The sequence below is a fragment of the Klebsiella sp. DY2415 genome, assembly GCF_026314315.1.
Taxonomy (GTDB): Bacteria; Pseudomonadota; Gammaproteobacteria; order Enterobacterales; family Enterobacteriaceae; genus Klebsiella; species Klebsiella ornithinolytica.
The window spans coordinates 725,999-738,860 of the sequence record NZ_CP111115.1; the positions used below are offsets into that span (position 1 = coordinate 725,999).

General features: G+C 57.0%; 10 protein-coding genes and 1 pseudogene. 6 read left to right on the forward strand and 5 right to left on the reverse strand.

What is annotated here, in order from left to right; genetic code table 11:
- Positions 1-19: 19 nt before the first annotated feature.
- The 4 genes from OQV00_RS03480 to qseB form a co-directional block, all read right to left on the reverse strand.
- Positions 20-334, reverse strand: a complete 315-nt coding sequence (locus OQV00_RS03480; protein ID WP_004867760.1) for a putative quinol monooxygenase — start codon at positions 332-334, stop codon at positions 20-22.
- A gap of 35 nt (positions 335-369) precedes the next feature.
- Entirely contained in the window at positions 370-951 is a 582-nt protein-coding gene (locus OQV00_RS03485) for an NAD(P)H-dependent oxidoreductase (protein WP_004867755.1), read from the reverse strand.
- 104 nt (positions 952-1,055) lie between these two features.
- On the reverse strand, positions 1,056-2,396 hold the full coding sequence (gene qseC / locus OQV00_RS03490; protein WP_048023352.1) for a quorum sensing histidine kinase QseC: 1,341 nt from the start codon (positions 2,394-2,396) through the stop codon (positions 1,056-1,058).
- Positions 2,393-3,052, reverse strand: a complete 660-nt coding sequence (gene qseB / locus OQV00_RS03495) for a quorum sensing response regulator transcription factor QseB (RefSeq protein ID WP_004867751.1) — start codon at positions 3,050-3,052, stop codon at positions 2,393-2,395. The genes qseC and qseB overlap by 4 nt, the downstream gene beginning before the upstream one ends.
- 150 nt (positions 3,053-3,202) lie before the next feature.
- Here qseB and OQV00_RS03500 point away from each other — a divergent pair, with 150 nt between their 5' ends.
- From OQV00_RS03500 to OQV00_RS03525, 6 genes and pseudogenes are all read left to right on the forward strand, one after another.
- Positions 3,203-3,610, forward strand: a complete 408-nt coding sequence (locus OQV00_RS03500) for a YgiW/YdeI family stress tolerance OB fold protein (RefSeq protein WP_004867749.1) — start codon at positions 3,203-3,205, stop codon at positions 3,608-3,610.
- A gap of 72 nt (positions 3,611-3,682) precedes the next feature.
- Positions 3,683-4,552 carry an AraC family transcriptional regulator gene (locus OQV00_RS03505; protein ID WP_004867747.1) on the forward strand — a complete coding sequence of 290 codons (870 nt, stop codon included), beginning with the start codon at positions 3,683-3,685 and terminating at the stop codon, positions 4,550-4,552.
- Between the two features lie 121 nt (positions 4,553-4,673).
- A complete protein-coding gene (parC, locus tag OQV00_RS03510; RefSeq protein WP_071359782.1) occupies positions 4,674-6,935 on the forward strand; it encodes a DNA topoisomerase IV subunit A in 2,262 nt (753 codons plus the stop codon).
- Positions 6,936-7,256: 321 nt separating this feature from the next.
- Positions 7,257-7,994: a 1-acylglycerol-3-phosphate O-acyltransferase gene (gene plsC, locus OQV00_RS03515; RefSeq protein WP_004867743.1), complete on the forward strand. Its 738-nt coding sequence runs from the start codon at positions 7,257-7,259 to the stop codon at positions 7,992-7,994.
- Positions 7,995-8,079: 85 nt separating this feature from the next.
- Positions 8,080-9,492 carry a cell division protein FtsP gene (gene ftsP / locus OQV00_RS03520; RefSeq protein WP_015585703.1) on the forward strand — a complete coding sequence of 471 codons (1,413 nt, stop codon included), beginning with the start codon at positions 8,080-8,082 and terminating at the stop codon, positions 9,490-9,492.
- Between the two features lie 33 nt (positions 9,493-9,525).
- Positions 9,526-11,765 (forward strand): annotated as a pseudogene (locus OQV00_RS03525) (YgiQ family radical SAM protein); the annotation flags it as partial.
- A 129-nt stretch (positions 11,766-11,894) separates the two neighbouring features.
- On the opposite strand, the gene dkgA reads toward OQV00_RS03525, so the two are convergent.
- Complete coding sequence (gene dkgA / locus OQV00_RS03530) at positions 11,895-12,722, reverse strand: 2,5-didehydrogluconate reductase DkgA (RefSeq protein WP_004867733.1); 828 nt, start codon at positions 12,720-12,722, stop codon at positions 11,895-11,897.
- Positions 12,723-12,862 lie beyond the last annotated feature (140 nt).

Here is a 12,862-nt window from a genome sequence, read left to right on the forward strand (position 1 = left end):
GTGCGCAGGGTGCGCAGGCTTAAATGCCGGACTGCAGGATACGGATACTGGTCTCCAGCACGTCGCCTTTCACCGCTTCAGCGTATGCTTTCATATGCGGAGTTTGCAGATGCGCTTCAAGATGGGCAACGCTTTCCCACTGTTCAACCATGACGATCGAATCCGGAGAGGTGCTCTGGAAACTCACGCCGGCAGCGTGGTCCACCAGCGGCGCATAGCCGTGGCAGCCCTCTTCCTGTAAAACCACCGGAACAAGTTTTGCAAACTGATCAAGTACCGCCTGGCGATGATGTTGGCCCGGGCGTGTACGAATTTCTGCGATCACTGTCAACATGATTAACTCAACTCCTTCTGTATGTAGACCTTTAGTTAACCAAAAATCTGCGCCAGATGCTTGCGATATTCTGCTATGTCACGCGGAACATCCGGCATTTTAATGACGTCGTTGGCGATAAAGGTCGGCAGAGGGGTCATGCCGAGGAACTGGTTGGCTTTATGGAACGGCAGATAAACACCGTCAACGCCCACGCCGTGGAAGAACTGATCCTTATCGGTGAAGGCATCCATCGGTGCGTTCCAGGTCAGGGAGAGCATGTATTGCTTGCCCTGAATCAAGCCGCCGGAACCATATTTCTTGCTGGCGTCGGAGCGGGTGCGTCCGTCGCTGGCATACAGCGAGCCATGCCCTTCGGTGAAGACGTCATCAATATATTTCTTCACGGTCCACGGCGCGCCCATCCACCAGCCCGGCATTTGCCAGATAACCACGTCGGCCCAGAGGAAATTCTGTACTTCTTGCCGGACGTCGTAATCGCTTTCCGCACGAACGATTTTAACATCATGCCCGGCGTCGCGCAGATAACCATCCGCGACCTCGGTCAGGGTGTCATTCAACTGGCCGTTTGAATGGGCGAATTTCTTCGCGCCGTTGATAATCAGGATGTTGCTCATTTTTTACCCTTCAGGTTTCGAGTTTGTCACTGATTTTACCCCGCGAGGCGGGGCGGTAAAATGAGCAAAATGTGCAAAGTCTTTTGCGTTAATTGCAATAATTGCTACCAGCGCACGCGCGCCGCGAAACCGCCTTCGGGCGCGTTGCTGAAGTCTACCGTCATCCGGTGCAGCGCGGCAATGCGGCGGACGATAGATAATCCCAGCCCGCTACCGGGCTCATCCTGGCCGGGAGGGCGATAGAAGCGCTCGCCGATACGCGCCAGCGCCTCGGGGCTGACGCCCGGGCCATTATCGCGAACGGAAAACTCACGGGCATCAAGAGTGATATCGACCTGGCTGCCGCGCGGGCTGTAACGTACGGCGTTATCCAGCAGATTGCGCACCAGCAGACTCAGCAGCAGCGGCTGGCCCGGCTGCATGACCTGAGTTGCGTTCAGGTGCAGGCGAAGCTCAATGCCCGCCTGCTGCGCAGAGTGGTACATCTCCATGACCGACGATTGCAGCAGCTCATCGATGGCTATCGTATGCACATCATCAAGCTGCGCCAGAGAATCGAGGCGCGACAACGTTAAAAGCTGGTCTACCAGCCGGGTTGCGCGGTCAATTCCTTCATGCAGCTGCGCCAGCGCTTTCTCCCGCCCCTGCGGGTCGTCCATTGATAGCTGAGCGACTTCAGTCTGCACTTTCAGGGCTGCAAGCGGGCTGCGCAGCTCGTGTGCGGCATCGGAGGTAAACCGGCGCTCGCGTATCATGGTGTCATGCGTACGAGCAAACAGCTGATTCAGGGCATCGACCAGCGGCCGGACTTCACTGGGCACCTTGTCGACGTTAAGCGATTCCGCCGAGTCCGGCGCGCGCAGACGCAGCGTTCTGGCCAGCTGTTTTAACGGCGCCAGCTCCCGGCTCAATAGCACAATCAGCAGCAGGAACATCAGCGGCAGCGCCACCAGCCAGGGAGTCAGCTGGGAGGTGACGATATCCAGCGCCATTTCCCGCCGGTAGTCCCACTCCTGACCCACGACAATACGGTAGCGGCCATCGCCGGTGGTTAGCTGCAGGAAGCGCCATTCATCATCATCGTTATTCAGATAGCCATCGCTGAAGCCTTCCCGACGATTCTGCCACGGGATGTCCTGACCATTCTCGCCGTCGTGAAGCAGGCGCTTGCCGTCGGCCGTGAAAATCACGAACGCCAGCGCGTCGTCATCGAGGTGGCCGTGCTTGATCTTCTTTTTTGTCCGCACCGGCACCGTGAGCGTATGCAGCTCGTCGAAATTCATGGCGCTCAGTCGGCGGGCAAACAGCAGCTGTTGGGTATCAAAGAGCTTATCCAGTTTTTCCGTGGTTTGTTGCCAGGCAAAAAAGCAGGCGATGCCCCAGGCCGCGCTGGTCAGCAGGAAAAACAGGAGCGTCAGGCGGACGCGCAGGCTAAGTCGTTTCATGCATCACCGAGGGTATAGCCGATACCGTGAACGGTACGAATAAATTCACTGCCGAGCTTGCGGCGCAGGTGATGAACGTGCACCTCGACCGCATTGCTGGAGACATCGTCATCCCAGGTATAGAGTTTCTCTTCAATGAGCTTGCGCGGCAGCACACGTCCGACATTGCGCATCAGCAGCTCCAGCAAGGCGAACTCTTTTGGCTTCAGCGCCAGGTTGTCGCCGTTCACCGTCACGGTCAGACCAATGGGATCGAGCGCAACGTGGCCATGGCGCAGCTCGCTGCTGCTCTGGCCGTGGGTGCGACGAATCAGGGCCTCCAGACGGGCGGCAACTTCAATCAGCGCGAAAGGTTTACACAGATAGTCATCGGCGCCGAGGCGCAGCCCTTCAACCCGCTGGCTGAGCGCATCGCGGGCCGTGAGGATCAGTACCGGCTCGTGGCGGCCCTGATTACGCCATTCGCGCAGGATATCCAGCCCGTCGATGCCGGGCAGCGTCAGGTCGAGGATCGCCGCGTCATAGGGCGCCGTATAGAGCGCGGTTTTGCCCTCTTCGCCGCGGGTAAACCAGTCGATGCTGAAGCCCATTTTTGTCAGCCCGACTTTAATGCCATCGCCGATGAGCTTGTCGTCTTCCACCAGTAAAATGCGCATTGGCCGCTCCTGTGGCTGTCATGAGTACGCGCAGTAAACCGCGTTGCGGCAGGCGCTGTACAGTAATAAAATTTCTTTTTTCTGCTTAAGAAGTCGTTAAGTTTTGCCTGATGTAATCATGGTCATATAACCAGACAAGGAGAACATCTTATGAAGAAAATGGCTGCAATGACCGCGATCGTCGCTTTAATTTCGATGCCGGTGCTGGCTGCTGAACAAGGTGGTTTTAACGGACCGGGTGCGACGCAAACCAGCCAGACGTCTACGCAAAAAGGCGGTTTTATTGGCCCGAGCGGGAGCGTAACGACGGTGGAAAACGCCAAATCCTTGCGGGATGACACCTGGGTGACCCTGCGCGGTAAAATCGTGCAGCGGATTTCCGACGATCTGTATAAATTCCAGGATGCTTCCGGGACGGTGAATGTGGATATTGACCATAAACGCTGGAACGGCCTGACCGTCACACCGCAGGACACCGTTGAGATCCAGGGGGAGGTCGACAAAGACTGGAACTCGGTCGAAATCGATGTGAAGCAGATTACTAAAGTCACCCCGTAAGCGCGACATCGCGCAAGATCGGTCAGGAATCGCTATCCTCGCTCTGCCAGAGTATGTCCGGAGGAGGAGACGATGAACGAGACCAGAACCAGCCCGGCGTACGCCGGGCGTTTTCAGCGCGTGTGTTTATACATTGAGCGTCATCTGGATGAACCCCTGTCGCTGGAGACGCTGAGCGCGATCGCGCACAGCTCGCCGTACCACTTTCACCGGCAATTCACTGCCTGTAGCGGCGTACCGCTATATCGCTATATCCAGTGGCTGCGTCTGCGCCGCGCCTGCTGGCGTCTGGCGTTCAGGCCGCAGGATAAAATCATCGATATTGCCCTTGATGCCGGGTTTCAGAATCCGGAATCGTTCAGTCGTGCCTTCCGTGCCGCGTTCGCTCAAAGCCCCAGCCAGTTCCGTCAACAGCCGGACTGGCAGGAGTGGCATCGACGCGTTCCGAAACATACGTTACAGGAGCAACATCCGATGGTGGTTAAAATAGTCCAGTTCCCTGAGACGCAGGTGGCGATGTTGCGCCACCGCGGCAGTCCTGATTTGGTCAATGCTACGGCGGCGCAGTTTATCGCCTGGCGCAAGGCGAGCGGGTTATCGCCGGTCGCCACCAGCGCGACCTGGGGCGTGTCGTGGGACGATCCCGCGGCCACCCCCGCTGACGATTTCCGTTTTGATATCTGCGGGTCGGTCAGCGAACCGATCGCGGAAAACGCCTTTGGCGTGGTGAATGGCACCATTCCGGGCGGGCGATGCGCAGTGGCGCGCCATCACGGCTCGCTGGATACGCTCGCGCAAAGTATCTGGTCTCTCTACCGCGACTGGCTACCGACGTCGGGCGAAACGCCACGCGATTTTCCGCTGTTTTTTCGTTACCTCAACTTCGTGCATGAAGTCGGCGAACACGAGCTACAGACCGATATTTATCTGCCGTTACGCTGATTAGCGCCAGCGGAATCCTCAGCCGATCTCACGGCCTGTGACTCAGGGCGTGAGATCGGGTATTATCGCGGGTAGTTTTGCCGCCCGCACGGTCGGTACGCAGATTGAGGATTCACGATTAATGAGCGATATGGCAGAGCGCCTTGCGCTGCATGAATTTACGGAAAATGCTTACCTGAACTATTCCATGTACGTCATCATGGACAGGGCGTTGCCGTTTATTGGCGATGGTCTGAAGCCGGTCCAGCGTCGCATCGTTTACGCGATGTCTGAGCTGGGGCTGAACGCCAGCGCGAAGTTCAAAAAGTCCGCCCGCACCGTGGGTGATGTGCTGGGTAAATATCACCCGCACGGCGATAGCGCATGCTATGAAGCTATGGTGCTGATGGCGCAGCCATTCTCCTACCGCTACCCGCTGGTGGATGGGCAGGGGAACTGGGGGGCGCCGGACGATCCTAAATCCTTCGCCGCGATGCGTTATACCGAATCCCGTTTGTCGAAGTATGCGGAACTGCTGCTGGGCGAACTGGGGCAGGGAACCGTCGACTGGGTGCCGAACTTCGACGGGACGATGCAGGAGCCGAAAATGCTGCCTGCGCGTCTGCCGAATATCCTGCTGAACGGCACTACCGGCATCGCCGTTGGTATGGCAACCGATATTCCTCCGCACAACCTGCGTGAAGTGGCGCAGGCTGCCATTACGTTGATCGAAAAACCGCAGACCTCGCTCGACGAACTGCTGGATATCGTTCACGGGCCAGACTACCCGACCGAAGCCGAAATCATTACTCCACGCGCGGAGATCCGCAAAATCTACCAGAACGGTCGCGGTTCGGTGCGGATGCGTGCGGTATGGAAAAAAGAGGACGGCGCGGTAGTGATTACGGCGTTGCCGCATCAGGTTTCCGGCGCCCGCGTGCTGGAACAGATTGCCGCTCAGATGCGCAACAAAAAGCTGCCGATGGTTGACGATCTGCGCGATGAGTCGGACCACGAAAACCCGACGCGCCTGGTGATCGTCCCGCGTTCGAATCGCGTGGATATGGAACAGGTGATGAATCATCTGTTTGCGACCACCGATCTTGAAAAAAGCTATCGCATCAACCTGAACATGATCGGCCTCGACAATCGTCCGGCGGTAAAAAACCTGCTGGAGATCCTCGCGGAATGGCTGACCTTCCGCCGCGATACCGTGCGTCGTCGTCTGAACTACCGGCTGGAGAAAGTGCTTAAGCGTCTGCACATCCTCGAAGGTTTGCTGGTCGCGTTCCTCAACATTGATGAAGTGATTGAAATTATCCGCCACGAGGATGAACCGAAGCCGGTCCTGATGTCGCGTTTTGGCATCAGCGAAACCCAGGCGGAAGCGATCCTTGAGCTGAAACTGCGTCACCTCGCCCGACTGGAAGAGATGAAGATCCGCGGCGAGCAGAGCGATCTGGAAAAAGAGCGCGATCAGCTGCAGGCGATTCTGGCCTCTGAACGGAAGATGAACAACCTGCTGAAGAAAGAGCTGCAGGCCGACGCCGAAACCTTCGGCGACGATCGTCGTTCACCGCTGCGCGAGCGCGAAGAAGCAAAAGCGATGAGCGAGCATGACATGCTGCCGTCTGAACCGGTGACCATCGTGCTGTCGCAAATGGGCTGGGTGCGGAGCGCCAAAGGCCACGATATTGACGCGCAGGGCCTGAGTTATAAAGCGGGCGATAGCTGGAAGGCGTCGTCGAAAGGCAAGAGCAACCAGCCGGTGGTGTTTATTGATACCACCGGGCGTAGCTACGCCATCGATCCCATTACGCTGCCGTCGGCACGCGGTCAGGGTGAGCCGATTACCGGCAAACTGACGCTACCGCCGGGCGCCAGCATTGAACATATGCTGATGGAAAGCGACGATCGCAAGCTGCTGATGGCCTCCGACGCCGGCTACGGTTTCGTCTGTACCTTTAACGATCTGGTGGCGCGCAACCGCGCAGGCAAGGCGCTGATTACGTTGCCGGATAACGCGCGCGTCATGGCGCCGCTGGTGATTGAGGATGATTCAGACATGCTGCTGGCGATCACCGCTGCCGGACGCATGCTGATGTTCCCGGTCAGCGACTTACCGCAGCTGTCGAAAGGTAAGGGGAATAAGATTATCAATATTCCGTCGGCGGAAGCGGCTTCCGGTCAGGATGGCCTGGCGCACTTGTTCGTGCTGCCGCCGCAGAGCACGCTGACTATCCACGTCGGGAAACGCAAAATTAAACTGCGTCCCGAAGAGCTGCAAAAAGTCACCGGTGAACGCGGTCGTCGCGGCTCGCTGATGCGCGGACTGCAGAAAATCGATCGTGTGGAAATCGATTCGCCGCGTCGGGCATCGTCGGCGGGCGATAGCGAAGAGTAAGATGAGCCTCCCCTGCTATCCGGTAGGGGAGGCTAAAATTTGCCGCAAAATCGTTGTTTATTCAGGTGTTGCGATTAACAATAGGCGCAAAATCATTCAAGATACGTCGGGGCGGCCAGCAAATGACACCCGACGCCTGCAATCTGCTAAACAGCGAGTCAGTACCCTTTACACGTGAGTTGCGCTGAAATGCAACGACGAGCGTGTCAGGCGTGTCGTGCACGTGCGGTCACGATGTACCGGGCGATATCGCCGTTCGCGCGCATACGAGCTGAAGTTTAACGGGTATAATTCTAAGCGGTTTGGGTTTTAGAGGTAGCTATGCTATTTATTTTTCGACTAATTGTTGTTGTTATTTATTGTCTCTTTGTGTGCATATTTGGCTGTATTTACTGCTTGTTCAGCCCGCGTAATCCTAAACACGTGGCCACCTTCGGGCATCTGTTTGGCCGGCTCTCTCCGCTGTTCGGCCTGAAGGTCGAAACGCGTAAGCCTGCTGATGCAGAGAGCTATGGCAATGCGATCTACATCGCTAACCATCAGAACAACTATGATATGGTGACGGCATCAAATATCGTACAGCCGCCGACCGTGACCGTGGGTAAAAAGAGCCTGGTGTGGATCCCGTTTTTTGGTCTGCTCTACTGGTTGACGGGGAACCTGCTGATTGACCGTAATAACCGGGCGAAAGCGCATGGCACTATCTCGCAGGTCGTCAATACGTTTAAAAAACGCAAAATCTCTTTCTGGATGTTCCCGGAAGGTACGCGCAGCCGCGGTCGCGGTTTGCTCCCCTTTAAAACCGGCGCTTTCCACGCGGCGATTGCCGCTGGCGTACCGATTATTCCGGTGTGCGTTTCCAATACTTCGAATAAAATTAACCTCAATCGCCTGAACAATGGTCTGGTGATTGTCGAAATGCTGCCGCCGGTCGATACCAGCCAGTTTGGTAAAGAGGGCGTACGTGCGCTGGCAACGCACTGCCGCGAGCTGATGGCGGCGAAGATTGAAGAGCTGGATCGCGAGGTTGCTGAACGCGAAGCGGCGGCAAAGAAATAAACCAGGAACTGCCGCGATAATGCGAGCACAGGGCTAGCGGGAAACGAATTCCCTTTTTGATGAGTTAGTATTCCATGGAGTTAATATGTCACTCAGTCGGCGTCAGTTTATTAAGGCTTCAGGCGTAGCGCTGTGCGCGGGAGCCGTGCCGCTGAACGCACATGCCGCCGGCCAGCAGCCAGCCTTGCCGGTTCCACCGCTGCTGGAATCCCGCCGCGGCCAGCCGCTGTTTTTAACTCTGCAGCGGGCGCACTGGTCATTTACCCCGGGAACGCGCGCCTCGGTATGGGGCGTGAACGGTCGCTATCTCGGGCCGACGATCCGCGTGTGGAATGGCGATGATGTTAAGCTCATTTACAGCAACCGCCTGACGGAAAACGTCGCCATGACCATTCGGGGCCTGCAGGTTCCCGGTCCGCTGATTGGCGGCGCGGCGCGAATGATGTCGCCGAACGCCGACTGGGCGCCGGTGCTGCCGATTCGCCAGAGTGCCGCCACGCTGTGGTATCAGGCGAATACCCCGAACCATATGGCCAGACAGGTCTATAACGGTCTGGCGGGCATGTGGCTGGTGGAAGATGAAATCAGCAAAAATCTCCCGGTACCTAATCACTATGGCGTGGATGACTTCCCGGTGATTATTCAGGACAAGCGGCTGGATAATTTCGGTACCCCGGAATACAGCGAACCCGGCAGCGGCGGTTTTGTCGGCGATACGCTGCTGGTGAACGGCGTACAGAGTCCGTATGTCGAAGTGTCGCGCGGCTGGGTGCGCCTGCGTCTGCTGAACGCCTCTAACTCCCGCCGCTATCAGCTGCAGATGAGCGATGGCCGGCTGATACACGTTATCTCCGGCGATCAGGGCTTTTTACCTGCGCCGGTGTCACTGAAACAGCTGTCGTTGGCCCCCGGCGAACGGCGAGAAATTCTGGTGGATATGACCAACGGCGATGAGGTGTCGATTACCTGCGGCGAAGCGGCGAGCATCGTTGATCGTATCCGTGGCTTCTTCGAACCGTCGAGCATCCTGATTTCTACGCTGCTATTAACGTTGCGTCCGACGGGCCTGCTGCCGCTGGTTACCGATAGTCTGCCGGTGCGTTTGCTGCCGACGGAGTTCCTGTCCGGTACGCCGCTTCGCTCACGGGATATCTCTCTGGGCGACGATCCGGGCATTAACGGTAATCTGTGGGATCCGCAGCGCATTGATATCACCGCCCAGCAGGGCACCTGGGAGCGCTGGACCGTGCGCGCCGATCGGCCGCAGTCGTTCCATATAGAAGGGGTGATGTTCCAGGTGCGTAACGTGAACGGGTCCGCGCCGTTCCCGGAGGATCGCGGCTGGAAAGATACCGTCTGGGTCGACGGGCAGGTGGAGCTGCTGGTGTACTACGCGCAGCCTTCCTGGCCGCATTTCCCGTTCCAGTTCCTGAGCCAGACGCTGGAGCTTGCCGACCGTGGTTCCATTGGCCAGATGCTGGTCAATCCCGCACCGTAATGCCTCATACCCTGACCGGATCGCGGTCAGGGTATAAGAAAATCTCCCTTCATTTCCATCATCGATCCGGCTTATAATCGCCGCCCTTTGATTATTTTTTTATCATTTTTTCCGGAAGCAATATGAGCGCAATATCCCTGATCCAACCGGATCGTGACCTTTTTTCCTGGCCGCAGTATTGGGCCGCCTGCTTTGGCCCGGCGCCATTTTTACCAATGTCACGCGAAGAGATGGATCAACTTGGCTGGGATAGCTGCGACATTATCCTGGTCACCGGCGATGCGTATGTCGACCATCCGAGCTTCGGAATGGCGATCTGCGGACGCATGCTGGAAGCGCAGGGATTCCGCGTCGGGATTATTTCCCAGCCTGACTGGAACAATAAAAATGACTTTATGCGCCTCGGCAAACCGAACCTGTTCTTCGGGGTCACCGCCGGCAATATGGACTCGATGATCAACCGCTACACCGCTGACCGTAAGCTGCGCCACGATGATGCTTATACCGCGGGCAATGTTGCCGGTAAACGTCCTGACCGCGCCACGCTGGTCTATACCCAGCGCTGTAAAGAAGCGTGGAAGGATGTCCCGGTTATCCTCGGGGGAATCGAGGCCAGCCTGCGTCGTACCGCGCATTATGATTACTGGTCTGATACCGTGCGCCGTTCGGTGCTGGTGGACTCGAAAGCCGATATGCTGATGTTCGGCAACGGCGAGCGTCCGCTGGTGGAAGTGGCGCATCGTCTGGCTGCCGGTGAGCCGATTGGCCAAATTCGCGACGTGCGTAATACCGCCATTATGGTCAAAGAGGCGCTGCCGGGCTGGAGCGGTGTGGACTCTACCCGTCTGGATACGCCGGGTAAAATTGACCCGATCCCGCACCCGTATGGCGAAGACCTGCCGTGCGCGGATAACAAAACCGTCGCGCCGCCAAAACAAGAAGCCAAACGTGTTACCGTTCAACCGCCGCGTCCGAAGCCGTGGGAAAAAACCTACGTCCTGCTGCCTTCCTTTGAGAAGGTGAAAGGGGACAAGGTGCTGTACGCGCACGCGTCACGTATTCTGCATCATGAGACCAACCCGGGCTGCGCGCGCGCGTTAATGCAAAAGCACGGCGAGCGTTATATCTGGGTTAACCCACCGGCAATCCCGCTGTCGACGGAAGAGATGGACAGCGTGTTTGCGCTGCCGTATAAGCGCGTCCCGCACCCGGCATATGGCGACAGCCGTATTCCGGCTTACGAGATGATTCGTTTCTCGATAAACATTATGCGCGGCTGTTTCGGCGGCTGTTCTTTCTGCTCCATCACCGAGCATGAAGGGCGCATCATTCAGAGCCGTTCCGAAGATTCGATCATCAACGAGATCGAAGCGATTCGCGACACGGTTCCCGGCTTTACCGGTGTTATCTCCGATCTTGGCGGCCCGACAGCCAACATGTATATGCTGCGCTGCAAGTCGCCGCGTGCGGAACAAACCTGTCGCCGTTTATCCTGCGTCTATCCGGATATCTGTCCGCACATGGATACCAACCATGAGCCAACGATCAATCTGTATCGTCGCGCCCGCGATCTGAAAGGGATTAAAAAAATCCTCATCGCCTCTGGCGTGCGCTATGACATCGCCGTCGAGGATCCGCGCTACATCAAAGAGCTGGCGACTCACCACGTTGGCGGCTATCTGAAGATTGCCCCGGAACATACGGAAGAAGGCCCGCTGTCAAAAATGATGAAGCCGGGTATGGGAAGCTATGACCGCTTTAAAGAGCTGTTCGATACCTATTCGAAGCAGGCGGGCAAAGAGCAGTACCTGATCCCATACTTTATCTCTGCGCACCCGGGGACTCGTGATGAAGATATGGTGAACCTGGCCCTGTGGCTGAAAAAACACCGTTTCCGTCTCGACCAGGTCCAGAACTTCTATCCGTCGCCGCTGGCCAACTCGACCACCATGTATTACACCGGCAAGAACCCGCTGGGTAAGATTGGCTATAAGAGTGAAGACGTTGTGGTGCCGAGAGGCGACAAACAGCGCCGTCTGCATAAAGCGCTGTTGCGTTACCACGATCCGGCGAACTGGCCGCTGATTCGTCAGGCGCTGGAGAGCATGGGCAAGAAGCATCTGATTGGATCGCGCCGCGACTGTCTGGTTCCTGCACCAACGCTGGATGAGATGCGTGAGGCGCGTCGTCAGAACCGCAATACCCGCCCGGCGTTAACCAAACATACGCCCATTGTGCATCAGCGTTCGAACGGTGGGGAGACGGCGAAGAAGCCCGTAAAACGCGGCAAGGTCGCCAGCCGTTAAGTCTGTTGTATGGCCCGGTGGCGCTGCGCTTTCCGGGCCGGTAAACGGTGAATCACAGGCCGGATCGGCGTCAGCGCCATCCGGCCTGTTTGCGCTCTATCCGCCGAACTGATCCGGATCCGGGCCCAGACGTTTGTTCTGGTCCAGTTTTGCCATCTCACCCAGCTCGTCTTTATCGAGACGGAAATCCCAGACGTTGAAGTTCTCCGCAATACGCGCCGGCGTTACGGATTTCGGAATCACCACCAGCCCATTGTCCAGGTGCCAGCGGATAACAATCTGCGCGGGCGTTTTACCGTATTTATCCGCGAGATGGTGAACAATTTTCCGATCGAAAACGCCTTCTCCCCCCTGCGCCAGCGGGCTCCAGGATTCCGTCTGAATTTTATGCGTGGCGTTCCAGGCATGAAGCTGACGTTGCTGTAGCAAAGGGTGAAGCTCTACCTGGTTTATCACCGGCACGATGCCGGTTTCATCGAGCAGCCGCTGGAGATGGTGTACCTGGAAGTTACAAACGCCGATGCTTTTGACCAGCCCCTCTTTTTGCAGCTCAACCATGCCTTTCCAGGCGTCAACATAGTGGTCAATCGCCGGAACCGGCCAGTGCATAAGATAGAGATCGACATAATCGAGCTGCAGCTTGCTCAGGCTCTCTTGCAGCGCTTCACGAGGCCGTTTTTGGTCGTCGTTCCACAGTTTCGTGGTGATAAACAGCTCATCGCGGGGGACGCCTGCGCTGCGCAACGCATTGCCGACACCGGTCTCATTTTGGTATGCGGCGGCGGTGTCAAAAGAGCGATAACCGACTTCCAGCGCCTTATGAATGGCGGAGACGACTTCCTCGTTGCCTGCTTTCCACACGCCGAGACCCAGTTGTGGCATCAGGTTGCCGTCGTGCAGTTTTATAACGGTTGGATGTGTCATGCCTTCCTCCTGTTAATGAAACTCAGCGGTATACATTCCGCTAAGGGGTAGCATTAAGTCTGGACGAAATAGCTAAAAACGGTAGTAAAACTCTTCTCCTTCCCACAAGTTCACGGGAAGGAGAGGAGGGGGAGAAAGGG

Bases quoted from the DNA above. Each gene is read 5' to 3' on its own strand.
- parC (WP_071359782.1), top strand. From the start codon at position 4,674: ATGAGCGATATGGCAGAGCGCCTTGCGCTGCATGAATTTACGGAAAAT.
- qseC (WP_048023352.1), bottom strand. From the start codon at position 2,396: ATGAAACGACTTAGCCTGCGCGTCCGCCTGACGCTCCTGTTTTTCCTG.
- dkgA (WP_004867733.1), bottom strand. From the start codon at position 12,722: ATGACACATCCAACCGTTATAAAACTGCACGACGGCAACCTGATGCCA.
- OQV00_RS03500 (WP_004867749.1), top strand. From the start codon at position 3,203: ATGAAGAAAATGGCTGCAATGACCGCGATCGTCGCTTTAATTTCGATG.
- OQV00_RS03480 (WP_004867760.1), bottom strand. From the start codon at position 334: ATGTTGACAGTGATCGCAGAAATTCGTACACGCCCGGGCCAACATCAT.
- OQV00_RS03505 (WP_004867747.1), top strand. From the start codon at position 3,683: ATGAACGAGACCAGAACCAGCCCGGCGTACGCCGGGCGTTTTCAGCGC.
- OQV00_RS03485 (WP_004867755.1), bottom strand. From the start codon at position 951: ATGAGCAACATCCTGATTATCAACGGCGCGAAGAAATTCGCCCATTCA.
- ftsP (WP_015585703.1), top strand. From the start codon at position 8,080: ATGTCACTCAGTCGGCGTCAGTTTATTAAGGCTTCAGGCGTAGCGCTG.
- plsC (WP_004867743.1), top strand. From the start codon at position 7,257: ATGCTATTTATTTTTCGACTAATTGTTGTTGTTATTTATTGTCTCTTT.
- qseB (WP_004867751.1), bottom strand. From the start codon at position 3,052: ATGCGCATTTTACTGGTGGAAGACGACAAGCTCATCGGCGATGGCATT.